The sequence below is a fragment of the Streptomyces sp. LZ34 genome (assembly GCF_053890475.1).
In genome coordinates, this window is record NZ_CM132680.1 from 9,401,871 (window position 1) to 9,427,095 (window position 25,225).

20 protein-coding genes and 2 pseudogenes are annotated in these 25,225 nt (G+C 71.1%); 12 read left to right on the top strand and 10 right to left on the bottom strand.

Features of this window, described 5'->3' with window-relative positions; translation table 11 throughout:
* The first annotated feature begins 199 nt into the window (after positions 1-199).
* The 4 genes and pseudogenes from ACWY4P_RS40105 (at position 200) to ACWY4P_RS40120 (ending at position 3,862) form a co-directional block, all read left to right on the top strand.
* Positions 200-1,177, top strand: coding sequence for an aldo/keto reductase (locus ACWY4P_RS40105; protein ID WP_456205561.1), 978 nt, complete (start codon positions 200-202; stop codon positions 1,175-1,177).
* 43 nt (positions 1,178-1,220) lie between these two features.
* Positions 1,221-2,183: pseudogene (locus tag ACWY4P_RS40110) on the top strand (zinc-binding dehydrogenase).
* Between the two features lie 38 nt (positions 2,184-2,221).
* Positions 2,222-3,073, top strand: coding sequence for an aldo/keto reductase (locus ACWY4P_RS40115; protein ID WP_456205562.1), 852 nt, complete (start codon positions 2,222-2,224; stop codon positions 3,071-3,073).
* An 87-nt stretch (positions 3,074-3,160) separates the two neighbouring features.
* Positions 3,161-3,862, top strand: a complete 702-nt coding sequence (locus tag ACWY4P_RS40120) for a flavodoxin (protein ID WP_456205563.1) — start codon at positions 3,161-3,163, stop codon at positions 3,860-3,862.
* On the opposite strand, the pseudogene ACWY4P_RS40125 reads toward ACWY4P_RS40120, so the two are convergent.
* Positions 3,858-4,050, bottom strand: a pseudogene (locus ACWY4P_RS40125) (NADP-dependent oxidoreductase); the annotation flags it as partial. The gene ACWY4P_RS40120 and the pseudogene ACWY4P_RS40125 sit on opposite strands and share 5 nt — an antisense overlap.
* 89 nt (positions 4,051-4,139) lie before the next feature.
* A complete protein-coding gene (locus tag ACWY4P_RS40130) occupies positions 4,140-5,195 on the bottom strand; it encodes an aldo/keto reductase (protein WP_456205565.1) in 1,056 nt (351 codons plus the stop codon).
* A 139-nt stretch (positions 5,196-5,334) separates the two neighbouring features.
* On the opposite strand from ACWY4P_RS40130, the gene ACWY4P_RS40135 reads away from it, so the two are divergent.
* Positions 5,335-5,895: a TetR/AcrR family transcriptional regulator gene (locus ACWY4P_RS40135; protein WP_456205566.1), complete on the top strand. Its 561-nt coding sequence runs from the start codon at positions 5,335-5,337 to the stop codon at positions 5,893-5,895.
* Between the two features lie 27 nt (positions 5,896-5,922).
* On the opposite strand, the gene ACWY4P_RS40140 is transcribed toward ACWY4P_RS40135, so the two are convergent.
* Positions 5,923-7,122 carry a DUF1266 domain-containing protein gene (locus ACWY4P_RS40140; RefSeq protein ID WP_456205567.1) on the bottom strand — a complete coding sequence of 400 codons (1,200 nt, stop codon included), beginning with the start codon at positions 7,120-7,122 and terminating at the stop codon, positions 5,923-5,925.
* Between the two features lie 51 nt (positions 7,123-7,173).
* Complete coding sequence (locus tag ACWY4P_RS40145; RefSeq protein ID WP_456205568.1) at positions 7,174-8,397, bottom strand: FUSC family protein; 1,224 nt, start codon at positions 8,395-8,397, stop codon at positions 7,174-7,176.
* A gap of 101 nt (positions 8,398-8,498) precedes the next feature.
* On the opposite strand from ACWY4P_RS40145, the gene ACWY4P_RS40150 reads away from it, so the two are divergent.
* Positions 8,499-8,969: a type II toxin-antitoxin system PemK/MazF family toxin gene (locus ACWY4P_RS40150; RefSeq protein WP_456205569.1), complete on the top strand. Its 471-nt coding sequence runs from the start codon at positions 8,499-8,501 to the stop codon at positions 8,967-8,969.
* 44 nt (positions 8,970-9,013) lie between these two features.
* On the opposite strand, the gene ACWY4P_RS40155 is transcribed toward ACWY4P_RS40150, so the two are convergent.
* A complete protein-coding gene (locus tag ACWY4P_RS40155; RefSeq protein WP_456205570.1) occupies positions 9,014-9,556 on the bottom strand; it encodes a DUF1697 domain-containing protein in 543 nt (180 codons plus the stop codon).
* A gap of 159 nt (positions 9,557-9,715) precedes the next feature.
* On the opposite strand from ACWY4P_RS40155, the gene ACWY4P_RS40160 reads away from it, so the two are divergent.
* On the top strand, positions 9,716-11,998 hold the full coding sequence (locus ACWY4P_RS40160; RefSeq protein WP_456205571.1) for an NB-ARC domain-containing protein: 2,283 nt from the start codon (positions 9,716-9,718) through the stop codon (positions 11,996-11,998).
* A 266-nt stretch (positions 11,999-12,264) separates the two neighbouring features.
* On the opposite strand, the gene ACWY4P_RS40165 is transcribed toward ACWY4P_RS40160, so the two are convergent.
* Positions 12,265-13,953, bottom strand: a complete 1,689-nt coding sequence (locus ACWY4P_RS40165; protein ID WP_456205572.1) for a CDP-glycerol glycerophosphotransferase family protein — start codon at positions 13,951-13,953, stop codon at positions 12,265-12,267.
* Positions 13,954-14,397: 444 nt separating this feature from the next.
* Here ACWY4P_RS40165 and ACWY4P_RS40170 point away from each other — a divergent pair, with 444 nt between their 5' ends.
* The gene (locus tag ACWY4P_RS40170) at positions 14,398-15,045 is read left to right on the top strand and encodes a uridine kinase (protein ID WP_456205573.1); all 648 of its coding nucleotides are present in this window, start codon (positions 14,398-14,400) and stop codon (positions 15,043-15,045) included.
* 127 nt (positions 15,046-15,172) lie between these two features.
* Here the strand turns inward: ACWY4P_RS40170 and ACWY4P_RS40175 are convergent, their stop codons facing one another.
* The 4 genes from ACWY4P_RS40175 to ACWY4P_RS40190 form a co-directional block, all read right to left on the bottom strand.
* Positions 15,173-15,835: a DUF4360 domain-containing protein gene (locus ACWY4P_RS40175; RefSeq protein WP_456205575.1), complete on the bottom strand. Its 663-nt coding sequence runs from the start codon at positions 15,833-15,835 to the stop codon at positions 15,173-15,175.
* A gap of 82 nt (positions 15,836-15,917) precedes the next feature.
* Entirely contained in the window at positions 15,918-16,565 is a 648-nt protein-coding gene (locus ACWY4P_RS40180; protein WP_456205577.1) for a DUF4360 domain-containing protein, read from the bottom strand.
* Between the two features lie 380 nt (positions 16,566-16,945).
* Positions 16,946-17,581, bottom strand: a complete 636-nt coding sequence (locus ACWY4P_RS40185; RefSeq protein ID WP_456205578.1) for a methylated-DNA--[protein]-cysteine S-methyltransferase — start codon at positions 17,579-17,581, stop codon at positions 16,946-16,948.
* Between the two features lie 68 nt (positions 17,582-17,649).
* Complete coding sequence (locus ACWY4P_RS40190; RefSeq protein ID WP_456205579.1) at positions 17,650-18,579, bottom strand: glycerophosphodiester phosphodiesterase; 930 nt, start codon at positions 18,577-18,579, stop codon at positions 17,650-17,652.
* 246 nt (positions 18,580-18,825) lie between these two features.
* On the opposite strand from ACWY4P_RS40190, the gene uvrB reads away from it, so the two are divergent.
* From uvrB to ACWY4P_RS40210, 4 genes are all read left to right on the top strand, one after another.
* Entirely contained in the window at positions 18,826-20,967 is a 2,142-nt protein-coding gene (gene uvrB, locus ACWY4P_RS40195) for an excinuclease ABC subunit UvrB (RefSeq protein ID WP_456205580.1), read from the top strand.
* A gap of 165 nt (positions 20,968-21,132) precedes the next feature.
* The gene (locus ACWY4P_RS40200) at positions 21,133-21,711 is read left to right on the top strand and encodes a TerD family protein (protein WP_456205581.1); all 579 of its coding nucleotides are present in this window, start codon (positions 21,133-21,135) and stop codon (positions 21,709-21,711) included.
* A gap of 151 nt (positions 21,712-21,862) precedes the next feature.
* Positions 21,863-23,806: a TerD family protein gene (locus ACWY4P_RS40205; protein ID WP_456205582.1), complete on the top strand. Its 1,944-nt coding sequence runs from the start codon at positions 21,863-21,865 to the stop codon at positions 23,804-23,806.
* Positions 23,807-24,125: 319 nt separating this feature from the next.
* A complete protein-coding gene (locus tag ACWY4P_RS40210; RefSeq protein ID WP_456213221.1) occupies positions 24,126-25,139 on the top strand; it encodes a TerC family protein in 1,014 nt (337 codons plus the stop codon).
* Positions 25,140-25,225: the final 86 nt, after the last annotated feature.

Below are 25,225 nucleotides of genomic sequence, written 5' to 3' on the forward strand. Positions count from 1 at the left end.
TGGGCACCCGCCGCCCGGGCGGGAGGGGGGCCCTGTCATTACCCCTGAAGAGCCCGCCCTGCCACACCGGAGCAATCCGGGCGAAGGTGAATGAGGGCGACGCCGACCCCCTCGCCGTCGCCCAGGCTCTGCCCGGCACGACCTGCCGGACCGGGCGAGAGTGAAGAATCGAGCAACGCCACCAACCGGAGGAGGCGAGATGCGGTACATCAAGCTGCGTGACCTGGAGGTTTCCCGGATAGGTCTGGGCGCCATGGGCATGTCCCACGGCTACACCGGCTCTGGCACCGATGAGGCGGAGTCGATCAGGACCGTGCACCGGGCGCTGGAGCTGGGCGTCACGTTCATCGACACCGCCGAGATCTACGGCCCCTACACCAACGAGGAACTGCTGGGCCGGGCGCTGAAGGGGCGCCGGGAGAAGGTGGTGCTGGCCACCAAGTTCGGCCTGGTCTCTCACGGCGGCGACGGCGCGTGGAATCTGGACTCCAGCCCGGCCAACATCCGCACCGCCGTCGAAGGCTCCCTGAAGCGGCTGGGCACCGACCACATCGACCTGTACTACCAGCACCGCGTGGACCCGAACACGCCGATCGAGGAGACCGCCGGCGCCGTCAAGGAGCTGATCACCGAGGGCAAGGTGCGCGCCTTCGGTCTCTCGGAGGCAGGCCCCGATACGATCCGCCGTGCCCATGCCGTGCAGCCGGTCACCGCGGTGCAGTCGGAGTACTCCCTGTGGACGCGGGGCATCGAGGAGCGCGTCCTGCCCGTCCTGCGGGAGCTGAATGTCGGCCTGGTGCCGTTCTCCCCGCTTGGGCGCGGCTTCCTGACGGGCACCGTCCGCTCCACCGACCAGTTCGACGAGAACGACTTCCGGCGCGACAACCCGCGCTTCACCGGCGAAAACTTCCAGCGCAACCTCGCCCTCGCCGACGAGGTCAAGGCCCTGGCCACCCAGGTCGGCGCCACGCCCGCGCAGGTGGCGCTGGCCTGGCTGCTCGCCCAGGGCGACGACATCGCCCCGATCCCCGGGACCAAGCGCGTGGCCCGCGTCGAGGAGAACACCGCCGCCGACGCCATCACCCTGACCGCCGAGCAGCTCGCACAGCTCAGCAGCCTGCCGCCCGCCGCCGGCGACACCCACACCGAGGCCCAGGCGCAGATGCTCGAACGCTGACCTCCCGCACCCCCGGAATCCCCTGTTTGGAGTAGTACCTCTTATGCGTGCAGCCCTGATGTACGGGGCCGGAGACGTCCGCGTCGAAGACCGGCCCGACCCGGAGATCGTGAAACCGACCGACGGCGTCGTCCGCGTTGTCGCCGCCTGCGTGTGCGGCAGCGACCTGTGGCCCTAGCAGTCGATGCCCGCCACCGACACCGGCCGTCCCATGGGCCACGAGTTTCTCGGCGTCATCGAGGAGACCGGCGCCGACGTGACCAGGCTCAAAGCGGGTGACCTGGTCGTCGCGCCGTTCACGTACAGCGACAACACCTGCGACTACTGCGCCAAGGGCCTGCACATCTCGTGCCGCAACGGCGGCCGGTAACGGCTTCGACGGCGTCGACGGCGGGCAGGGCGAAGCCGTCCGCATCCCGCGCTGTCGGACGTGATGACCACCGGCCACCACGGCGCCGTCACCGCCGGCGTCGGCCGCGGCGACGCGGTGCTCGTCGTCGGCGACGGCGCGGTCGGCCTGTGCGCGGTGATCGCCGCCAAGCGGCTCGGCGCCGAGCGGATCGTGCTCGCCGGCCGCCACGAGGTGCGCACCAACCTGGGCCGCGAGTTCGGCGCCACCGACGTGGTCGCCGAGCGCGGCGAGGAAGGCATCGCCCACATCCGCGAGCTGACCGGCGGCGTGGACAAGGTGATCGAGGCCGTCGGCACCCGCCAGGCCCTCGACACCGCGCTCGGTGCCGTCCTGGATGGCGGCACCATCAGCCGCCTGGGCGTCCCGCAGTACGAGCAGGGGCCGATCGGCCCGGCCGAGTTCATGCGCAACATCACCCTGACCGGCGGCGCCAGTTTCGCCCGCGCCTACATCGAGCAGCTGCTGCCCGACGTCCTGGACGGCACCATCGCCCCCGGCCGCGTCTTCGACCAGACCTTCACCCTCGACCGGACACCGGATGCCTACCGGGCCATGGCCGACCGCCAGGTCCTCAAGGCCCTCATCCGCCCCTGACCTCCCCTCCCACCCGCACAGCGAAGGACATACCGCTCATGCAGACCGTCACCCTCAACAACGGCGTCGAGATGCCGCTCCTCGGCTTCGGCGTCTACCAGATCCCCGCCGAGGACACCGAACGCGCCGTCTCCGACGCGCTCGCCGCCGGCTACCGACTGCTGGACACCGCCGCCGCCTACGGCAACGAAGAAGCCGTCGGCCGCGCCATCGAGTCCAGCGGCATCGCCCGCGAGGACCTGTTCGTCACCACCAAGCTGTGGGTCCAGGACGCCCCCGCCGAGGACAACACCAAGCGAGCGTTCGAGACCTCCCTGAACAAGCTGGGACTGGACTACCTCGACCTCTACCTGATGCACCAGCCCTTCGGCGACGTCTACGGCCAGTGGCGCGCCATGGAGGCGCTGAACCGCGAGGGGACGGCCAAAGCGATCGGCGTCGCCAACTTCTACCCCGACCGCCTGATCGACCTGATCGTCAACAACGAGATCACCCCGCAGGTCAATCAGATCGAGACCCATCCCTTCTTCCAGCGCGCCGACTACCAGGACCTCATGCGCGAGCACGGCGTGCAGATCCAGTCCTGGGGCGGCTTCGCCGAGGGCAAGAACGACCTGTTCACCAACCCGCTGCTGGCCGAGATCGGCAAGGAGTACGGGAAGTCGGTCGCGCAGGTCGTGCTGCGCTGGCTGACCCAGCGCGGCGTCGTCGCCATCCCCAAGTCGGTGCGCGCCGAGCGCATGGCGGAGAACCTCGACGTCTTCGACTTCCAGCTCACCGACGAGCAGATGGCCCAGATCGCCACCCTCGACACCGGCAGCTCCCTGTTCTTCGACCACCACGACCCCGAGATCGTCACCTGGCTTGCCAAGCGTCGCCTGGACACCTGACCCGAACCCGCCACCCCAGGGGCGAGCAGCCGCATCGCCGGCCGCTCGCCCCTCCCGCTGCCAGATCCCTGCGCGAAGGGCCTATCTGTGAACCAGCAGGACCGCACTTCACCCCGGCGCCGCGCGATCCTGCGCGCCGCGCTGCTGACCGGAATCGCTGCCATGACCGTGCCCCACCTCACCAGCTGCTCACCCGCGAACGATCAGCAAGCCTCCGACCGGCGGCAGACGTCGCCGAACCCGACGTCAAGCGGCACAGCGCGGGGCAGGGTGCTGCTTGCGTACTTCTCGCGGCCCGGCGAGAACTACTACTACGGCGATCGCACCACGCTGAAGATCGGCAACACCGAGGTCACGGCCCGCAAGATCCGCGACCTCATCATCTGCGACGTGTACCGCATCGAGGCCACCGACGCCTACCCGGAAAGCTACGACGCGACCGTCAAGCGCAACGTCCGCGAACAGGACGCCGACGCCCGCCCCGCCATCAAGGGCGCGCTGCCCGACCTGGACCGGTACGACACCGGGTTGCTGGGCAGTCCCATCTGGAACGTTCGCGCCCCCATGATCATGACGACGTTCACCGAGCAGCTCGATTTCTCCGGCAAGACCGTCGTTCCTTTCACCACTCACGCCATGAGCGGCCTGGGCACTACCGCGCGCGACTACGCCGCCTCCTGCTCCGGTGCCACCTTCGCTGAGGGTCTGGCAGTCCGAGGCGAAGAAGTCGACCAAGCTGACGGCGCCATCAAAGCCTGGCTGCAACGCATTGGTCTCACCGTCTCCTGAGCGCTCTCTCGAGCGTCTCACCTCCGAGCGGGTCCAGCACGACGTCATAGTCGTGCCTTCGTCAGGCCGACGTTGGCCGTGCTCGTGGTCGTGGCCACGCTCGCCCCCAGGTGTTTCGCCAACTGGACGGCGATGGTGCCCACGCCGCCGGATCCCGCGTGGATGAGGGCCTTCTGGCCGGGTTGAACCCACCTTGACCACCACGCCGGACAGGTCGTTGCCCCGGCGTGGATCTGGATCAGGACGTCGTCCGCGCCTATCTGTGGTGCTTCGGGTGTCAGGCCACCGGTACGGCCGGGAGGATGATCCGACTCGCGTCGCCTCCCTGGACGGTGTCCCGGCTGCCGGCGATCGCCTCGTGGGGAACCCCGAGCGGCACCGCGCTGACGTCGGACAGACGGGCGAACTGGTCAGGGGTCAGCCGGACATCAAGAGCGCCCAGGTAGCTGTCGAGCTGGGCGAGGTCGCGCGGGCCGATGATCGGAACGAACGAGGTCGACGCCTGGGCGGCACGTTCACGGACCCAGGCCACCGACACCTGGGCCGGCGTTGCTCCGCTCTCCTGTGCGATCGCCAGGACGGTGTCGACGACGGCGGTCTTCTGGTCGGTGCTCTCGGTGTGGATCACGGCCTTCAGATCGGTCAGCCGCCCCTTGGTGTCGCGGCGGTACTTGCCGGTGAGTAGACCGCCGCCGAGCGGGGACCACAGAGCGGCGCCGAGCCCGAGGCCTTCTGCCATCGGCAGCAGCTCGCGGTCGGCGGTCCGCTCGACCAGGCTGTACTCGATCTGGATGCCCGCGACGGGTGCCCAGTTCTTCAGGTCCGCGAGGGTCGCGGCGCGGGAGACCCGCCAGGCGGGGAAGTTGGACAGGGCGGCGTGGAGGATCTTGCCGGAGCTCACCAGGTCGTCGATCCCGCGCAGGATCTCCTCCATGGGGGTGAGGCCGTCGGGGAAATGGACCCAGTACAGGTCGACGTAGTCGGTGCCGAGGCGCTTCAGGCTCGCCTCCAGCGAGGCGACCATGTTCTTGCGGCTGTTGCCCGTCCTGGAAATACCGGGCTGCGGAGTGGCTCCGTTGGTGAACTTGGTGGCCAGGACGAAGTGGTCCCGCTCGGCGGCGACGAACTTCCCCACCAGCTCCTCCGACTGGCCGAACTGGTAGTTGTCCGCCGTGTCGAGGAAGGTTCCGCCGGCTTCGGCGAACCTGTCGAACATGCGGCGCGCCTCGTCCGGCTCCGCACCGGCACCCCAGCCGGTGCCAAAGTTCGCGGTGCCGAGTGCGTACTCGGAAACGCGCAGTCCTGTCCGGTGTCCAAAGGTCGTGTAACGCATCAGGTCTCCTGGGTGCTGCGGGTGCATCGACGGCGAGGGTGCAACGACGGCGAGGTGGGCGGCCGCCAATTAGATTACGATGGCAATCTAAGTCGAGCATAGAATAGATGTCGACCGGCATCCAAACGGGAGGTGGCTGATGGGCCGCGTATCGCAGGCGCAAGCACAGGAGAACCGCAGGCGGGTCGTGGAAACCGCCTCCCGGCTGTTCCGGGAGCAGGGCACGCACGTCAGCGTCGTCGACCTCATGAAGGCATGCGGCCTGACTCACGGAGGCTTCTACAAGCAGTTCGCTTCCAAGGACGCGCTCATCGACGAAGCCACCACGCACGCGTTCGAGGAGCTCACCCAGCTCCGCGACGCCGGACTCGAGCAGCACGCCGGGCAGCGCGACGCCGCCCAGCAGACGTTGATCGACACCTACCTCTCCACAGAGCACCGCGACAACATGGCAGAGGGGTGCCCCACCGCCGCACTCGTCACCGACATGGCACGCGGGCTGGGCGATCGTGACGCCCACCGCGTCTACACCGAGGGAGTGAGTGACTTCGCCGAGTGGCTCAGCACCGAGGACCAGGACGGCATCACCCGGCTGTGCACCATGCTCGGCGCACTCGTCCTGGCCCGGGCCACCAACGGCTCCCCGCTCTCCGAGGAGATCCTCACCACCGCGCGCGCGGCATTGACGGCGACCAGCTGATCGGAGAGCCGTAGCGGTCCGCTCGGATCAGGCCGCGTCCGGCAGCTGGAAGGGGATGTTCCGCCAGGGGCCGGCGGGGTCCTGGGTGAGGATGCGGTGCGGGGCGAGCGCGGAGGTGTACATATGGCCGAAGGCCTCCTCGTCGAAGCGCAGCGCCCGCCCCAGGATGTAGCCCGCCGAGAAGTCCGCCCAGGAGGTGTACTGCTCCCGGCACAGCTCGCCCGCGAGGGTCACCATCTGCTCGACCTCGGGCTGCTCCGCGAACCGGGCGCCCAGGCCCCACCGGGCGACGTTGACCGCGCGGCCGTAGTCGTAGCCGAGGGCTGAGGTCACATAGCCGTCGGGGGGCAGGATTCCGTCCGCGCGGAAGCGGGCCTCGTAGCGGAGGATCTGCTGGAGTATCTCCAGGACGGACGCGATCTCGGCGTCGTCCGTGCCGCGCTCGCGGAGCGAGTCGACGGTCGCCTGCCGCCATATCTCGGGGTCGGTGTGCGCGCCGCAGCGGTCGCGGGCTGTCGCCTGGCGGAGGCGGAGCAGGAATTCCGGCTGGGGCGGGCTGTTCCGGCCCTGGAGGAGGTACGTCATCTGCTGGTGCCAGCCGTGCCGGTCGGTGATGCCCCAGGAGTCGGCCAGGACCTCGCGGTCGTCGCGGTAGTCCACGCAGACGTCGCCGATGTCGTTCCACAGCACCTGCCGGTGCACGGCCAGGTGGGTGCCGCAGGCGAGGCCGTGGGCGAGGGGGCCGTGCAGGTGGCCGGTGTACTTCGTCAGCAGCGCGTCGTCGTCGTGGCCGCGGCGCGGCACGCCCTTCTTCAGCGCCTTCCAGCGGCGGCGCTCGCGGCGGGCGTCGGGGAAGTACGCCTCGGAGGGGGTGCCGGGGTTGACCAGCAGGCCGCGCAGCTCCTCGCCCCACCACTCCTCGGGCGGCAGGGGGAGCGAGATCGAGCAGGCCACGGCGTCGGGGCGGCGCGGCAGCAGCTCGCCGCGGGTGTAGACGGCGAAGTACTCGCCGCCGTCCGGGCCCCGGTGCGGCAGCCACGGGGTCACCAGCTTCTTGCGGTCGACCTTCTCCTTCGGGGCGTACGCCAGGGTGTCGGCTCCCAGCAGCACCCGCAGATAACCGTCCCAGTCCCCGCGGGCCTTGGCCGCGACCAGAGCCTGCTCGACATCGGTCGGCGGTATCCACGCGGGTCCGGGACCTGCTGTTCCCATGATCGGCGTCCCCATGGTCAGGACCCTATCCGCAGGGCTGCTGGCAACTCTCGGGGGGCCGTTCGGTCAGGCCGTGCCGTGCCTCTTCGCGCGGCCCCCGCGGATCCAGCGCTGGATCTTGTGCAGGAAGGGGTAGCGCTCGCGCTGCTCGCGGGCGCTGCGGTCGAGCTCTTCCATCAGACGCATGGAGCGCTGCTCCATGTCCAGCTCGTCGAGGATCCGGTCGATCTCGGCGAGCAGGGCGCCGTGGAGCTGCCACTGCCGCGGGTGCTGCTGGACGCGATCGAGGAGGGCGTGGGCGACGATGTCGCGGCTCGTGTGGGCCTTGGCGAGCTCGCTGGCCAGCCGGGACTCGGCCTCCTCGGCGTTGGCGCTGACCTGGGTGGTGACCAGGACCGCGAAGCTTTCGACGGCCGAGGCGAGGTGGACGAAGAGGTCCTCCAGGGCGGTCGCCACGGCGGCGGGGAACAGGGGCTCGTCGGTCCGCTTCTTGGCGAGGTCGGTGAGGGTGCGGGCCATGACGCGCAGGACGACCATGCAGATCTCCAGGGTGTCCAGGCCCGTGCGCAGCACGACGCGGTAGAGCAGCCCCTCCTTGACGCGGGGGTTGAGCCGCAGACTGTCCTCCGCCTGCCGGAGGGCGGCGTCCACCTGGGCGATGTCCTGGTCGAGGCGGCGGGCCTCGTGGAGCCGGGCGGCGGCGCGTTCGACTGGGGTGTGGCCGCCGAGCTCCTCGCCGATGTGCAGCAGCAGCCGGCGCATGCGGCGGGCGAGGTCCTCGATGGACGCGCCGGCGGTCTCGACCCACACCGGCGGGGCGAACAGGAGGTTGAAGGCCAGGCCCACCCCGGCACCGATCAGCGTCTCGAGCACCCGGTCCCAGGCCGTGTTCGCGACCTGGGCCACGCCGAGGACCAGCATCGCGCTGATCGCCACCTCGGCGACGAACTCGCTCACCCGTACGACATGGCCGACGGTCAGTGCGACCAGGATGATCAGCCCCAGGCTCCACCAGGTCAGCCCCACCAGCGCGCTGAACCCGCTCGCGATGATCACGCCGACGACCACGGAGTTCACGCGGCGGATGCCGGTGGTGATGGTGGCGTAGAGGGTGACCTGCACCACCAGCAGGGCGGTGAGCGGGGCGGTGAGCGGGGCCGGTTCGCTGCTCAGCTTCAGGGCGACGACGTACGCGATGGTCGCGGCGGCCGTCGAACGCAGCGTCTGCACGACGACCGGGTCTTTCCGCCGTTTGACGAGGTCCGTCACTGGGTCAAGAACATCTGGCACGTTCTGCCCCTTCCCCTATAAGAAGTCACACAGGCATCACTACGACGGCTTGCCACCTGAGCGGACCCTCACACGCCCCGCAAAACCACGGACGGGCTAACGTGTGGGCCGTGATCACGCCATTCAACGAGCACGGCGACGCCGCCCCGCTGCCGGGCAGCACGGGCCCCACGGCCACGGTGGAGGCGCATCCGCGCCAGGTCGGCCGGGTGCGCACGCAGTACGCGCCGGACCCGGACGGAGACCCGGACCCCGGGGAGATCGTCTGGACCTGGGTGCCGTACGAGGAGATGGACGGCCGCGGGAAGGACCGGCCGGTGCTCGTCGTCGCCCGGGAACGCGGCGGGACCCTGCTGGCCGTACAGCTGTCGAGCAAGCGGCACGACGGCGACCGCGAGTGGGTGGCCATCGGGGCCGGGCCATGGGACCGGGCCGGGCGCGACTCGTGGGTGGACCTGGACCGGGTGCTGCGCGTGCACCCGGAGGGCATGCGCCGGGAGGCCTGCGCCCTGGACCGGCCGCGCTTCGACCGGGTCGTGGCCCGGCTGAGGCAGCGGTACGGCTGGAGCTGAGAGGGAGAGAGCCCCACGGGCGGGGCGAGGCGGGGCGGGGCGGGTCAGGCGTCGGCCAGCGCCAGCAGCTTGGTGACCGTGTTCCAGTTGCGGGCCGTCATCGTCACGCCGAGGGGCGCCCGCGTGACCTTCTCCGCCAGCTTGGAACGGCCGGCTCCGTCCGGGACGCGCAGATAGATCTCCCGGCCGGCCAGGCGGAACTCGTCCGGGGCGTACGAGGCCAGGTCCAGGGCGTCCAGCGGGGCCGTGTCGGCCGGGGCGGCGGACAGGAACACCACGTGCAGCGTCTTGGGCTCGGCCGTGGCCTTGGGGTAGGGGTTGGCCTCGACGGCGGCGGCGAGCTCGTCGCGGGTACGGACGACCACCGGCACCGTCAGCCCGAGGTCGGCGGTGATGCGGTCGGCGATCGTACGGGCCGTCCGCTCGGGCGGGGTGCCGGGGTCGGCGAAGACGATGTTTCCGGTCTGCAGATGGACGGTGACGTTCTCGAAGCCCAGGTCCCGCATCAGCTCGCGCTGCCGCGCCATCGGGAACTTGTTGTGGCCGCTGACATTGATGCCGCGCAACAGCGCGATCTGGGACGACATGGCGAGGGCTCCTCCGGATGGGATGAGCGGATCCTACGCTCGCGTCCAGTAGCGTGACGTTTCCGGGACGCGGAGCGATCAGGGGGCGACGAGGTGTCAAGGGCCGCTGGCGGCGGGGCGGATGACCGGGGACGCGATCAGGGGGACGGGCCGGTACCCGTGGCAAACGAGGTCTCCGGGACCGTCCACGGGCCCGTCGTGCAGGCCGGGCAGCTGCACGGCGGCGTGCACTACCACTACCAGGCGCCGCCCGCCCCGCCTCCGGTGCGGGTGCCGCGGCAGGTGCCCGCGGGCACGGCGTCGTTCGAGAACCGCACGGCCGAGCTCACCGAGCTGGACGGCTGGCTGACGCCGGACGGCCCGGGAGACCCCGGGTCCGCCGAGGGCGTCGGGTCTGCCGAGGACGTCGGGTCACCGCGGATCGCCCTGCTCAGCGGGTTGCCCGGAGTCGGCAAGCGGGCCACCGTACGGCGCTGGGTGGAGCGCACCCGCGACCGCTTCCCCGGCGGGCACCTGTACGTGGACTTCGCCAGGCTGCGCCGTGAGGGCGCGGCCGGCGGCGATGTCTCCGAGGGGCTGCGCCACTGTCTGCGCTCCATCGGCGTCGCCGAGGAGTATCTCTCCGGCGACCTGGTCGAATTGACCGCCCACTACCGCAGCCACAGCGCCGACCGGCGGATCGTGGTCGTCCTCGACGGGGTGAGCCAGCCCGCCCAGGTCCGGGCGCTGATCCCGAACGCGCCCGGCAGCGTCGTCCTGGCCACCAGCCGGGACCGGCTCGGCGAGCTGGTGTGGGACGGCGCCCGGCTGATGCCGGTGGAGCCGCTGAGCGCCGACAGCGGAAGGCGGCTGCTGGCGCGGCTGTGCGGCGAGGACCGCGTACGGGCCGAGCCGGAGGCCGCGGCGCGGGTGGTGGAGTGGTGCGGCGGGCTGCCCGTGGCGCTGTACGTGATCGCCGCCCGCCTGGCCGTGCACCGGCGGCTGACGCTGTCGGCGCTGGCGGCGGAACTCGCCGACGAGAACCGCAGGCTGGCCGGCCTGAGCGGGCTGCGCGTGGGTGACTCGCGCATGGGCGATTCGCGCATGGGCGATTCGCGCACGGGTGATTCGCGCATGGGCGATTCGCACATCGGGGAGGAGCACACCGTGTCCGCCGTCTTCACCGTCGCCTACCGCGACCTGCCGCGGGACGCTGCCCGCCTGTACCGGCTGCTGGGCGCCAGCCCCGGCCGCAGCTTCGACACCGGCGGCGCCGCGGCCGTCGGCGGCCTGTCCGCCTCCGCCGCGGCCCCGCTGCTGGGCGCCCTGGAACGGGCGTCCCTGCTCGACGTCGGCGAGGACGGCCGCTACCGCTTCCACGACCTCGTACGGCTGCACGCCCGCGACCTCGCCGACGCGGACGAGCGGGATGCCGCCCTGGCGCGCGCGATGGAGTATCACCTGACCGGGGCCGCCTTCGCCGACCGGGCGATCATGGGGCGGCGGCTGCGGATCGCCGACCACGAGGAGCGGATGCGGCGGGCGGCCCCCGATCCGTTCGGGCAGGCCGGGGGCGGCGGCAAACAAGCGGCGCTGGCCTGGCTGGAGGCCGAACGCGCCGACGCCCTCGCCGTGCTGCGCGCGGCGGCCGCGCACGGCGGCATGGACCGGCAGACCTGGCAGCTCGCCGAGGCGCTCACCGCGCTGTACCTCCACCACCGGCACCTCGCCGAGTGGATCGAGTCGGGCGAGCTGGGCGCCGAGGCCGCCGCTCGGGACGGCCAACCGGCGGCCGAGGCGCGCCTGCGCGCCCTCCTGTCGCGCCCGCTGATGGACCTGGGCGAGTTCGAACGGGCCAGGCAGGAGCTGGAGACCGCGGTCCTGCGCGCCGACGAGGCCGCGGCGGCCGCCCCCGAGGACCGGCGGCTGATCCTGCTGCGCGGCTCGGTACGGGAGTTCAGCGGACGCTACTGGGACCGCCTCGACCCGGCCCGCGCGGCCGAGGCGTACGACAGCGCCCGCGCGCTGAGCGCCGAGGCGGGCGACGAGCGCGGAGCCGCCATCGCGCTGTACTTCATGGGCTGCTCGCAGAGCGCGACAGGGCGCCACGAGGACGGGCTCGCCACCCTGCGCGACGGGCACGAGCGGCTGCGGGGGCTCGGCGACGTACGCATGGCGGCGCGCGCCCAGGCCGCCATCGGGGCCGCGTACGAAGCCCTGGGACACACCGCGGAGGCGGTGCAGGCGCTGGCGGAAGCGGCCCGCGCGCTGCGTGCCCAAGAGGCCACGCACTACGAGGCCCAAGCCCTTGAGACGCTGGCCGACATCGCGGAACGGGCGGGTGACACGGACGCGCTGCGGCGCCATCTGCGTCGCGCGGTCGAGATCCACGAGGCGGGCGGCAGCCCCCGCGCACCGGAACTCCGGGCCCGTCTGGAAGCGGCGGAGGGGAGCGAGGGCTGACCGGCCCGACCGAGCCCGACCGAGCCCGCTCGGGTAGCGGCCGGCGGGGCGCCTTGCCCCGTCCCCGGCCTCCGGGCTCGCCGAGGGCGCGCAGTCGCGCTCGGCGGCCCCGGCGCCCAGCTCGCCCGACTTGATCCACTCGGCGAGGTGCTGGTGCCGGTGGTGGAGGTACAGCGCGGTGACGGTGGCCGGCCTGGTGGGGCCATATGCGCGCCCCGGCCGCCGCCGAACCGGGGTGAACGGCGGCGAGAACGAGGCGCACGCGGTCAGCCGTGCGCCCCCATGGGGCGGACGCGCAGGGCGACGTCCTCCTCGCGCCCTCCCACCCGCAGAGTGACGATGCCGTCCAACGGCCGGCCCGCACGCAGGCGTCCGTACACCACGGCGGCCAACAGGCCCGGGTCACGGACCGGGCCGGTGGCCGACGCCTCCGCGACCCGGCCGTCCCGCAGGGCGACCAGGCAGTCGCCCCGCGCCGTCGCGGCGGCGGCCATCAGGCTGCCCGGGTAGCGGCGCAGCGACTCGCGGGCCCAGCGCACGGCGGCGGTCGGCGTGGCGGCGGGTTCGTGGCGGGTGAGGACCGACGCGCTCTCCACCAGCCCGCGGTCTCGCTCCCGGTCCTGACAGCTCAGGTGGCGGTACACACCGTCGGTGACGTCGGTGACGTCGCTTTCGGAGGGGTCGGCCGCCTCGTCCCGCGCCCCGGCGACGGACGCGGGGAAGCGGCGTACAGCCACGGTGTCACCGTCCACGGTGGTCATCACCGTCGCCGATGACACCTCTTGGCGCTCGGGGAGCGGATCGCCGAAGGCGCGTACCGGGGGTGGCGGAGCGGCCGGTTCCGGCAGCCGCAGCAGCGCGTACAGGCCGGTGCGCAGCCGCGCCAGCGCCTGGCCCGGGTCGGCGAAGGCCGCGGCGCCGATCTTGGCGAGCCGGTCCGGGTCGTGGTCGGCTATCGCGCGCTCGATCTGCTCGTACAGCCCGGGCTCGCCCTGTCCGCTCGGCCTGCCCGGCCCTGTCGGCCCGCCCGGGCTGCCCGTGCTCCCCGCGCGCGCGGTCAGCCGGGGCGCGATCCGTCCCAGCTCGGCCATGGGCGTCCCGGGCATCGACTCGTCCCCGAAGGCCGCCAGGATGACGGGCTTCCCGAGCGCGGCGCCGTAGAAGGTGACCGAGCCGTGGTCGCCGATCAGCACATCCGCGGCGATGAGCGTGGCCTGCCAGCCCGCGGTCGGCGGGATCAGCAGCAGGCCCGCCTCGCGGGCCGACGTCTGGTCGGTGCGCAGCCCCCAGGAGCCGTGCGCCGACACCACGTTGGGGTGGGTGATCAGCGCGACCCGGTACTCGTCCAGCGGCAGCTCGGCCAGCAGCCGGGCGGGCAGGTCGGGTTGGCGGCCGAGGAGCGACTGGGTGCGCCAGGTGGAGCTGAGCATGACCAGGCGCTGGCCTTCGGCGACGCCCAGGGCCTCGCGGTAGCGGGCGCGCAGATCGCGGGAGCACAGGAGTTCGTCGTAACAGGGGTCGCCGACGAGGAGGGTGCGGCCGACGGTCCCGGGGTGCAGCGCGGCCAGTTGGTCGGCCTGGTCCGGGTGCGAGATCGTCAGCCAAGCGCGGTCCAGCAGACCGTCCGGCACCAGTCCGGAGACGCGGTCGTGGGGGCCGCGCGCGTCAGGGACCAGCTTGTGGAACCCCACGCCGTGGGGGAGGACGAGCACGGGGGCGTCGGTGCCGGACAGGTCCGCGTTCTCGGTGGCCGTCACGATCAGGTCGCACGGTATACGGGCCAGCTGGTCCCAGGGCATGACGCGGGCGCCGTGGGCGCGGAGGAGGTCGGGTACCCCGTCGCTGAACGCGGAGGTCGGGTCGTAGCCGAAGACGACGTGGACTCGAGGGTCGTCGCGCAGGATCGGGGCGAGGACGTCGAGGACGCGGACGGTGGAGGTGACGGTGCGGGCCACCGCGACCAGGGTCCGCTCGCCGTCGAACGTCGTCCAGCGCGCGGCGTCCGGGCCGACGGGCGTGCGGAGGGGCGGCGGCTGGCAGCCGTGCGCGGGGGTGGCGGGAGGCGACGGTGCGGAGGGCGGCGCGGGCGGGGTGGCAGGCGGAGGCGCGGTCAGCCCCTCAGCGCGGCTCGCGGCTCGCGGCTCGCGGCTCGCGGCTCGCGGCTCGCGGCTCGCGGCTCGCGGCTCGCGGCTCGCGGCTCGCGGCTCGCGGCTCGCGGCTCGCGGCTCGCGGCTCGCGGCTCGCGGCTCGCGGCTCGCGGCTCGCGGCTCGCGGCCATGCTCTCCATACCGTTTCGCAAGCCGCCCGACAACCCCTTCCATGCCTCACTCACCCCATCCATCTGCCGCAGACCCCACCGTAAGGCAAGCGCCCCACCCCGTACCTGCATGATGGGGGCTGTGCGGCTCGAAGCGATCTCCTGGGAACGGCTGACCGGCGCGCTCGCCGACCGCGTCGCGGATCTGACGGCGGCGGACGGCGGCCCCTGGCTGAGGGTGGCGGTCGACGGGGCCCCGGCGGCACGCACCGGGGAGCTGGCGCACGGGCTGGCCGAGTCGCTGCGGGTGCGGGGGCGGCCGGCGCTGGTGGTCGCGGCGGGCGGCTTTCTGCGCGCGGCCTCGCTGCGCTACGAGTACGGGCGGCGGGACGCCGACGCGTACTACGACATGTGGCTGGACACGGGCGCCCTGTGGCGCGAGGTCTTCGACCCGCTGGAGCCCGAGCCGCGCGGCACGGGGCGGGTGCTGCCCGATCTGTGGGACCCGGTGACCGACCGGGCCACCCGCTCCCCGTATGTCGAACTGCCGCCGGGCGGGGTGCTGCTGCTCCATGGCGCGCTGCTGCTGGGGCGCTGGTTCCCGTTCGACCTGTCGGTGCATCTGCGGCTGTCCCCGGCCGCCCTCGCCCGCCGTACGGACGAGGACGAACAGTGGACGCTGCCCGCCTTCGCGCGTTACGAGGAGGAGGCGCGGCCCGCGGAGACCGCGGATGTGGTGGTCCGCGCGGACGACCCGCGCCATCCGGCCTGGAGCGGACCGGGCGCCTGAGACCCCGCGCACCGCAGGGGACACGGGGACGCGGGGACGCGGGGCCGCAGGGGACGACGCCGTGCGCCGCGCCCCTTGGCGGGACGAGGCGCACGGCGCCCGGTGTGCGGGGTCCGGCGGGGGGTGGCTACGCCGGCGGGCACTCCTTCCACGCGAAGTGGTAGGTGGTGCTCACGCTGCCGTCGGTCGAGTCCATGGTCATGAAACTCGTCGTGTTCGTCGTGTCCGAGGTGCCGGCGTTGACCCGCAGCTCGGTGTTTATGTTGAAGTTCCGCAGCGCACCGCAGGGGGCCCATTCCACGGTGGCGATGTCGGAGACGTCGGTCGCCTGCCAGTTGTCGTCGTACGGACCGGCGAACTCATGGGATTTCGTCGCCGTCTGTGAAGACCCCTGGAAGTAGTACGAGGCCTTCTCGGCGCTGGACGCGCCCCTCTCCAGGTGTGCGTAGCCGCGGTAGTCGACGCTGGCGATGGCGTACGTGAAGCCCTGCGGCACATGCACGACGAGGTTGAGCTGGCAGTTCTTCCTGAAGTCGGTCGGCTTGGCGCCCTTGCCCACCTGGGCGAGATAGTCGCTGTAGGTGACGGTGAACGCCGTGTTGTCGGGCGATACGGCCACGGCCGCGGTTCCCGCCGGACAGCCCGAACCGTTGACCGTCGCCACCGTGATCACGATTTTGTCGGGCGGCACGGTTTCGAACGGCGATTGTGCGGACGCGGGCTGGGAGGTGGCGAGTGCCGTGGCGAACAAAGCCGCGGCCACGCCGCCTGCGAACATTGCACCGGGCATGATTCTCCATTCGATCGTCTGTGGACGACGACGGAAAGCCGGGCAGGCTCCGACGCCGCCCTGGCTGGTGGAGTTTCGCGCCTTACCGGACGGAAGGACATTCCTTCCAGGCGATGTGGTAAATCGTGTTGGAACTGCCGTCGGTCGAGTCCATGGCCATGAAGCTGGTGCTGCCCGCCGTCGAGGTACCCGCGTTCACCCGCAGTTCGGTGTTGATGTTGAAGTTACGCTCCACGCCGCAGGGCGCCCAGACCAGGGCGCTGTAATCGGTGGAGTCGCCGGTCTGCCAGTTGTCGCTGTACGGACCGCTGAAGTCATGGGTCCGCGATGTCGTGTCCGCCGACCCCTGGAAGTAATAACTCGCCTTCTCGGTGCCTTTCGCGCCCTTCTCCAGGTGCGCGTAGCCGCGGTAGTCGACGCTGGCGATGGCGTACGTGAAGCCCTGCGGTACGTGGACGCCCAGGTTGAGCTGGCAGTTCTTACGGATGTCGGTCGGATCGGCGCCCGCGCCGACCTGGGCGAGATAGTCGCTGTAGGTCACCGTGAAGGCCGTGTTGTCGCTGGACACGGCGACGGCGGCGGTCCCTTTGGGGCAGCCCGATCCGTTCACGGTGTTGACGCTGACCTGGATCTTCTGGGTCGGCACATCGGAGACCGACGCGCCCTGAGGGGAAATACCCGACGCGAATAACGCCGCGACCGCGCCGCCGGCGAGCAGGCCAAAAGACATGGTTCTCCCATCGAACGTCGATGAAGCGTGGCTGGAACCGTGGGGGGTGTATAGCCCGCGGTGTGGAGCGTGCCGACGTGCGCGTCCCGGCGCGATTTCGTCGGATGTTTGGATGTCCGGATGTCCGGCAGTGGCCGCGGTCATATGCGGTCGTCCGCGGTTCTTCACGGTATTTCCGGGAAGGGCCTTGTCCGCTGTGGGGGGAAAGCGGCTCAGCCTTCGAGAAAGGAGCTCGTGCTGCCGTGCGCATGGTGCCGTGCGCATTGGGAGCGATCCAAAGATAGGAGCGAAACGTGTCCACGACAAGACAGTCGGAGTTTTCCGGAACAAGATATTTCCGGGGCGGCACCCGGGGGCAGAGCCGGCATCAAGAGCCGGGGTCAGAAGAGCGGCTGCGGAAGGATCCCTTCCAGGGACAGCAGCGTGCGCTTGGTCTCCAGGCCGCCGCCGAAGCCGCCTATGCCGCCGCCGCTCTCGACGACGCGATGGCAGGCCACCACGACCGGCAGCGGATTGCTGCCCATGGCCATGCCCACCGCCCGCGCGGCGCCCGGGTCGCCGACGCGATCGGCGAGCTCCCCGTAGCCGACGACCGTGCCGTACGGAACGTGGTCGGCGAGCTCGCGCAGGACGCGGCGGTTGAAACCGGTGGTGAGGGACCAGTCCAGGGGGACGGTGAACTCGCGCAGCGCGCCGGCGAAGTAGCTCTCCAACTGGCGCGCGGCCGAGCCGAGGTGAGCGAGGCGGTCCGGCGTGGCCCCGGCCCCGGCTCCGGAGGTCGCACCGGAGGCGGCCCCGGAGGCAGGGTCGGGCTCCGGGACCGTACCGAGCCGGCCGGTGAGCCGGGAGACTGCCTCGGCCGCCGTCGCGTCGTCGGCATGGAAGACGACCTGGGCCAGGCCCTGATCCGTCGCCGCGAGCAGCAACGGGCCGATGGGGGAGTCGAGCACGCTCCAGCACCACGCGCGAGCCTCGCGCCGCGCCGTCGACCCTTCCGGCCCTTCTGAGATCGTCACGGGTCCAGCCTAGGCGCGGGGACCGACAGCGCCTCCCCGCGCCCAGCTGTGACGCCGCTACGTCGCCGCTACGAGACCGGCGCCGGGGCGCCCGGCACCTCGTAGCCCGCGTCCTCCAGCGCGTCCCGCACGACATCCGGGTTGTTGGTGATGATCCCGTCGACGCCCATGCGCGCGACGTCGACCGCCGTCTGCGCGTCGTTCACCGTCCAGGCGTAGACCTCGAACGGGCGGCCGTGCGCGCCGTCCACCTCGTGGACCGCGGCGACGTACTCGGCGTCGATGGTCTTGTAGCTCGGATTGATCTGGTCGGCGAATTCCGCGTATGTCTCCAGGTCGCCGACCGCGGGCGTGCCGAGGAAGCCGGTCTTGATGTCCGACCGCAGGTCGTGCACCTGCTTCACGGCGTCCGCGCCGAAGCTCTGGACGATCAGCTTGTGCTGGACATGGAGGCGGTCCAGCCAGCCCTCCCTGCGCAGCTCGCGCAGCGTCTGGCGCTCGATGTCCGGATACAGCTCCGGGGCCTTGAGCTCCAGAAGGAGCTTCTGGTGGTTGTGTTCCACCCGATCGAGGTAGTCCTCGAGGGTCGGCACGCCCTCGCCCGCGAACTCGGGGCTGAACCAGCTGCCCGCGTCCAGTTGCCGGATCTCGTCGATGGTGAAGTCGGAGATCTTCCAGGGGGCGCGGTCCGGAAAGACCTCCTCGACATCCGTGGTCCGGTTCAGCGTGGTGTCGTGCATGACGATCAGCTCGCCGTCTTTGGTCCGCTGGACGTCGTTCTCCACCCAGGTGATGCCGAGGTCGTCGGCCGCGTCGACGGCGGCGAGCGTGTTCTCCGGGGCGTAGGCGGAGGCGCCCCGGTGGGCGACGGTGACGGTGTGGTGCGACTGGTCGTCGGCTTGATCGGTCTGGTCGGCCTGAGCGGCCGCCGGTGAGAGGAAGAGCGCGGACATACCGATGAGCGCGCCGGTGAGGGCGGCGGCGGGGCGGATGCGCATACGGACTCCTCGCGTCGTCTGACTCGCGTGACTCGCGGACGGGCAGAGGGTCCCAGCCGTGCCGTCCCGAAGGGTAGGTCGCGGATGGACAGAATGAAATCGCGGATGGGCAGAGTGAAAGTCGGGTGGACAGAGTCAAGCACGGGCCCGCCGGGCGGTCCGGCGGGGCGCGAGCGGGGTCACCCCTCCACGGCCCCGGGTTCGGCCGGTCGGCCGTTGTCAGTGGCGGGTCGTACGGTGGGTGTCATGCGGCCCGTATCTCAGATCGAACGCAAGGTGGCGCCCTTCGAGGTCGTCAGCCCGTACCAGCCCAGCGGTGACCAGCCGACGGCGATCGCCGACCTGGAGCGGCGCATCCGCGCTGGTGAGAGCGATGTTGTGCTGCTCGGCGCGACCGGCACCGGAAAGTCGGCGACCACCGCGTGGATGATCGAGAAGCTCCAGCGGCCGACCCTCGTCATGGCGCCCAACAAGACCCTCGCCGCCCAGCTCGCCAATGAGTTCCGCGAGCTCCTGCCGAACAATGCGGTCGAGTACTTTGTGTCGTACTACGACTACTACCAGCCAGAGGCGTATGTCCCGCAGTCGGACACATACATCGAGAAGGACTCCTCGATCAACGAGGAGGTCGAGCGGCTGCGCCACTCCTCGACGAACTCGCTGCTCACCCGGCGTGACGTGATCGTGGTGGCATCCGTCTCGTGCATCTACGGCCTGGGCACCCCACAGGAGTACGTGGACCGCATGGTGCCGCTGAAGGTCGGCCAGGAGATCGACCGCGATCAGCTGCTGCGCCGCTTCGTCGACATCCAGTACGCGCGCAACGACATGGCGTTCACTCGCGGCACCTTCCGGGTCCGCGGCGACACCATCGAGATCTTCCCGGTCTACGAGGAGCTCGCCGTCCGGATCGAGATGTTCGGCGACGAGATCGAGGCGTTGTCCACGCTCCACCCCCTCACCGGCGAGGTCATCACCGACGACCAGGAGCTGTATGTGTTCCCGGCCTCCCACTATGTGGCGGGGCCCGAGCGCATGGAGAAGGCCATCGCCGGCATCGAGGCCGAGCTGGAGCAGACCCTGGCCCGGATGGAGAAGCAGGGCAAGCTGCTGGAGGCCCAGCGGCTGCGGATGCGGACGACCTACGACATCGAGATGATGCGCCAGATCGGCACCTGCTCCGGCATCGAGAACTACTCCCTGCACATCGACGGCCGCGAGCCCGGATCCCCGCCGCACACCCTGCTGGACTACTTCCCGGATGACTTCCTCCTGGTCATCGACGAGTCCCATGTCACCGTCCCGCAGATCGGCGCGATGTACGAGGGCGACGCCTCCCGTAAGCGGACGCTGATCGAGCACGGCTTCCGGCTGCCGTCCGCGCTCGACAACCGCCCGCTGAAGTGGGAGGAGTTCCTGAAGCGCACCGGCCAGACCGTCTATCTCTCCGCGACCCCCGGCCCGTACGAGCTCTCGCGCGGCGACGGCTTCGTGGAGCAGATCATCCGCCCGACCGGCCTGGTCGACCCCGAGATCGTCGTCAAGCCCACCGAGGGGCAGATCGACGACCTGATCCACGAGATCCGCACGCGGACGGAGAAGGACGAGCGCGTCCTGGTCACCACCCTCACCAAGAAGATGGCCGAGGACCTCACCGACTACATGCTCGAGCTGGGCATCCAGGTCCGCTATCTGCACAGCGACGTGGACACCCTGCGCCGCGTGGAGCTGCTGCGCGAGCTGCGCGCGGGCGAGTTCGACGTCCTGGTCGGCATCAACCTGCTGCGCGAGGGCCTGGACCTGCCGGAGGTCTCGCTGGTCGCGATCCTCGACGCCGACAAGGAGGGCTTCCTGCGCTCCGGCACCTCGCTGATCCAGACCATCGGCCGTGCCGCCCGCAACGTCTCCGGCCAGGTGCATATGTACGCCGACAAGGTCACTGCGGCGATGGAGAAGGCCATCGACGAGACCAACCGGCGCCGGGAGAAGCAGGTCGCCTTCAACAAGGCCAACGGGATCGACCCGCAGCCGCTCCGCAAGAAGATCGGCGACATCGTGGCGACCATCGCCCGCGAGGAGATCGACACCAAGGAGCTGCTGGGCACCGGCTACCGCAAGACCGACGGCAAGGGCGCGGCCAAGGGACAGGCGAAGGCCCCGGTGCCCGCCCTCGCCGGGCAGAAGGCCGGCAAGGCTGCCAGGGGTGCCAAGGACGGGCAGCTGACGGACCGTCCGGCCGCCGAACTCGCCGAGCTGATCGAGGAGATGACCGACCGGATGCGGGCCGCGGCGGCGGAGCTTCAGTTCGAGGTCGCGGCGCGGCTGCGCGACGAGGTGGGGGAGTTGAAGAAAGAGCTGCGCCAGATGAGGGAGGCCGGGCTGTCCTGACCCCCTGAGGCGTGCCGCCCCCGGTCCGTGCTGCCCGGTGTGTTGCAAGACCGACACAAAAGCCGGTGGGGGCGGTTGGGGGGCTTGTCCCAGTGCATAGGGTTCAAGCAGGCCGTGCGGACCGGGCGGCCGCGGGGAATCGAGAAACGAGAGTAGGGACAGCGCGTGACGGTCAACATGTCCAAGGGACAGGCCATCAGTCTGCAGAAGGCCGACGGGGGCACCCTGACCGCGGTGCGGATGGGACTTGGCTGGCAGGCGGCGCCCCGCCGCGGGCTGTTCGGTTCCCGCACGCGGGAGATCGACCTCGACGCCTCGGCTGTCCTGTTCGCCGACAAGCAGCCGGTGGACGTCGTCTTCTTCCGCCACCTGGTCAGCGACGACGGCTCGGTGCGCCACACGGGCGACAACCTGGTGGGCGGCGCCGGCCAGGGCGGCGACGACGAGGCCATCCTGGTCGACCTGCAGCGGGTGCCGGTGCACATCGACCAGATCATCTTCACGGTGAACTCCTTCACCGGCCAGACCTTCACCGAGGTGCAGAACGCGTTCTGCCGGCTGGTGGACGAGACCAACGGTCAGGAGCTGGCCCGCTACACCCTCACCGGCGGCGGGCAGTACACCGCGCAGATCATGGCCAAGGTGAACCGCGACGGCTCCGGCTGGCAGATGAAGGCCGTCGGCGAGCCGGCCAACGGCCGCACCTTCCAGGACCTGATGCCGCACATCCTGCCGCACCTGTGAGCAGCTGAACCCGTCGGCCCGGTAGGCGCACTCGCCCACCGGGCCGATGTGCTCCCGGCACCACAGTCACCGATCGCACGTACAAGCACTCATCGCACATTTCCATACAGCACATTTCCATACAGCGAAACGCAACGAGGGGGACGCAGCCATGACGGCCGAGCTGGTCCGGGGGCAGAACCACGCACTGCCCCAGACCCGTTTGGAGATCCGGGTCTCGGCGGGCCATCCGATCGTGGCCGGGGCGACGCTCGGCGACGAGCAGGGCACGGTGCGGGGGACCGAGTGGGTCGCGCACCCCGCCGCGCCGCAGCTCCCGGGCATTGATGTGTCCAGGCAGGCCGCGGCGGACCACCGGCTCGCCGTGGACCTCGGCGCGGTACCCGAGGCGGTCCACCGGGTCAATGTGCTGCTGGCCCTGCCGACGGGCGTCGGCGGCCCAACCCGCTTCGACGCCATGCCCGCGCCGTTCGTCGCCGTCACCGGCCTCGACGGCACCGAGGTCGCCAGCTACACCATCACCGACCTGGAATCGGAGTCCGCGGTGGTCGCCCTGGAGCTGTACCGCAGGCAGGGTGCCTGGAAGGTGCGCGCCGTCGGCCAGGGGTACGCGGGCGGGCTGGCCGCGATGCTGCAGGACCAGGGGCTGCCGGAGGCCGTCGAGCTGGCCGCGCGGATCAATGACGCGGTCGCCCAGGGCATGGCCCGCTCGGTCGCCCAGCCGCCGCCCCGCCCGGAGGGCGAGGGGCGGGTGCGTACGGCCACGGCCGGCGGCAGCGGCCCGGCGGGCGAGCCCGCCGCCGCGCCGCAGCAGGCTCCCGCGGGCACCGCCGCCGGGGGCGCGCCGGGTCCGGGAGGGCCGGGCTCGGGCGGGCCGGTCGACTACCAGCACCCCGGCCGCCGTACGTCCGCGCCGCCCACGCCCCCTCCAGCCGCCCCGCCCGCGCAGCCGGGACAGCCCGCCCAGCCCGTCGCGGGCGACGCCTCCGGCTGGACCATGGACGAGCGGCTCTACAACCAGGTCTGGGGCATGTTCGAGGACCTGGCCCGGACGACCGCGGCCTACCGCAGCGCGGTCGACTTCGCCGACTCCCGCATGGAGAAGGAGCTGGACGGGGTCCTCTCCGACCCGCGCACCCGCTTCGGCCCGGTCGCAGACTCGGCCCGCGCGGAGGCCCGCGCCAAGCACATCGCCCTGGTCGAGCAGGCCCGCGCGGCCCTCGACCGGGACCTGGCCCAGCTCGCGGCCGAGGCCGAGGTGGTCGAGCCCGCGCTGCCCCCGGCGTTCGCGCGCTGGGACAGCCCGGTCTGGCAGGGCTATCAGGTGCCCATGGAGATCCCCATGGCGCTGCGCCTGGGCGAGCTGCACCTCCCGGAGCGCCGGGATCTGCGCATCCCGATGCTGGTGCGGCTGCCGCTGGAGCGCGGGCTGTGGATCGACAGCGGGCGGGACGCGCTGTCCGACGCGGCGATGGTGGACTCCGGGGAGCTGCGCCGGCTGGCCGCGGACACGGCGGTCGCGCATGCCGCGCGGCTGCTGGCGGTCTATCCGGCGGGCGAGTTCACGGTGCATGTGATCGATCCGGCGGGGTCGGCCGCCGGGTCCTTCGCCCCGCTGCTGCGCTCCGGCGTGCTGCGCGAGCCGCCCGCGTCCGGCGCCCAGGGGGTGAGTGCGATGCTCGCCGGGCTGACGCGCCGGGTCGACCTGGTGCAGATGGCGGTCCGCAGCGGCGCCACGGACGCGCTGCCGCCCGACCTGGACATCGCCGAACAGCTGCTGATCGTCAATGACTTCCCGCACGGCTTCGACGACCGGGCCGTCACCCAGCTGCGCTATCTCGCGGACGAGGGGCCCTCGGTGGGGGTGCACCTGATGATGGTGGCCGACCGGCAGGACGCCCAGGCCTACGGCCCGGTGCTGGACCCGCTGTGGCGCTCGCTGCTGCGGGTCACCCCGGTCCCGGACGACCACCTGGCCGACCCCTGGGTGGGCCACGCCTGGACGTACGAGCCGTCGCTGGTGCCGGACGGCAGCCAGGTGGTGGAGCAGGTGCTGGCCCAGGTGGTCAGGGCCCGGCAGACGTACGGACAGTGACCCGATGGGACAGTGACCCGATGGGACGGTGCCCCATTCGGACAGTGACCCCGACCGCACTGACGCCCCGTCAATACTTGGTAAAGGACGACTGACCAGCAGATTTACCCATCTCTTTACTCTTCCTTGGTGATTCCTGTACTCTTCTTATTGCGGAGGGGAGTACTCCTGTCGCGGCGTTCCCGTCAGTACGGATCGCGTCCGGTGCCTGGTAGGGCCGGATGCGAACCCGGGGCGTCGGCCCGTGGTGCGAGCCCGGGCGGAAGAGACCTCCGGCAGCGACGACGCTGAACTTGCCGTACGAATGCCGGAGGAACCGTTGGACGTCTCCTGGACCCTGTGGGCGCTGACCATCGTTGGTCTGTGTGCCCTTATCGCCGCCGACTTCTTCATCGGCGGCCGCAAACCCCATGAGGTCTCGCTCAAGGAAGCGGGGATCTGGACCGCCGTCTGGGTCGCCCTCGCCGGGCTGTTCGGGCTCGGGCTACTGGTCTTCGCGGGCGGTCAGCCCTCGGGCGAGTTCTTCGCCGGGTTCATCACCGAGAAGTCGCTGAGCGTCGACAACCTCTTCGTCTTTGTGTTGATCATGGCGAAGTTCGCGGTGCCGACGATCTACCAGCAGCGGGTGCTGATGGTGGGCGTGCTCATCGCGCTGGTGCTGCGGGCGATCTTCATCGGCGCCGGCGCCGCGATCATCTCGAACTTCGCCTGGGTCTTCTACCTCTTCGGCGCGTTCCTCATCTGGACCGCGTGGAAGCTGATCCAGGAGGCGCGGGCCGACGAGGAGGAAGAGGAGTTCGAGGAGAACCGCCTGCTGAAGGCGGTCGAGAAGCGCTTCCCGTCCACCGACAAGTACCACGGCACCAAGCTGTTCATCGTCGAGAACGGCAAGCGCCTGATGACCCCGATGCTCATCGTCATGCTGGCGATCGGCACCACGGACGTCCTGTTCGCGCTCGACTCGATACCCGCGATCTTCGGCCTCACCCAGGACCCGTACATCGTCTTCACGGCCAACGCCTTCGCGCTGATGGGCCTGCGCCAGCTGTACTTCCTGATCGGCGGGTTGCTGAAGAAGCTGGTCCACCTGTCGTACGGGCTGTCGGTGATCCTCGGCTTCATCGGCGTGAAGCTGGTGCTCCACGCGCTGCACGAGTCCGGGGTGCACGTCCCCGAGATCAGCATCCCGGTCTCGCTGGGGGTCATCTGCTCGGTGCTCGCCATCACCACGGTCACCAGCCTCTACGCCTCGAAGAAGCAGGCCGAGCGGGAGCGGGCGGCCGAGGAGGAGGCCGCGGCCGCGGAGCGGGACAGCGTCGACGTCCGGCCCTGACCACAGCGACAGCGACAGCGTTGACGTACCACCCCGACCAGGGAGCCGGCGGCCGCACCTGCCGGCTCCCGCCCAGGCTCGCCCCG

Bases quoted from the DNA above. Each gene is read 5' to 3' on its own strand.
- ACWY4P_RS40190 (WP_456205579.1), bottom strand. From the start codon at position 18,579: ATGCGCATCCGCCCCGCCGCCGCCCTCACCGGCGCGCTCATCGGTATG.
- ACWY4P_RS40130 (WP_456205565.1), bottom strand. From the start codon at position 5,195: ATGCGTTACACGACCTTTGGACACCGGACAGGACTGCGCGTTTCCGAG.
- ACWY4P_RS40205 (WP_456205582.1), top strand. From the start codon at position 21,863: ATGACGGCCGAGCTGGTCCGGGGGCAGAACCACGCACTGCCCCAGACC.
- ACWY4P_RS40115 (WP_456205562.1), top strand. From the start codon at position 2,222: ATGCAGACCGTCACCCTCAACAACGGCGTCGAGATGCCGCTCCTCGGC.
- ACWY4P_RS40105 (WP_456205561.1), top strand. From the start codon at position 200: ATGCGGTACATCAAGCTGCGTGACCTGGAGGTTTCCCGGATAGGTCTG.
- ACWY4P_RS40135 (WP_456205566.1), top strand. From the start codon at position 5,335: ATGGGCCGCGTATCGCAGGCGCAAGCACAGGAGAACCGCAGGCGGGTC.
- ACWY4P_RS40140 (WP_456205567.1), bottom strand. From the start codon at position 7,122: ATGGGGACGCCGATCATGGGAACAGCAGGTCCCGGACCCGCGTGGATA.
- uvrB (WP_456205580.1), top strand. From the start codon at position 18,826: ATGCGGCCCGTATCTCAGATCGAACGCAAGGTGGCGCCCTTCGAGGTC.
- ACWY4P_RS40175 (WP_456205575.1), bottom strand. From the start codon at position 15,835: ATGCCCGGTGCAATGTTCGCAGGCGGCGTGGCCGCGGCTTTGTTCGCC.
- ACWY4P_RS40155 (WP_456205570.1), bottom strand. From the start codon at position 9,556: ATGTCGTCCCAGATCGCGCTGTTGCGCGGCATCAATGTCAGCGGCCAC.
- ACWY4P_RS40180 (WP_456205577.1), bottom strand. From the start codon at position 16,565: ATGTCTTTTGGCCTGCTCGCCGGCGGCGCGGTCGCGGCGTTATTCGCG.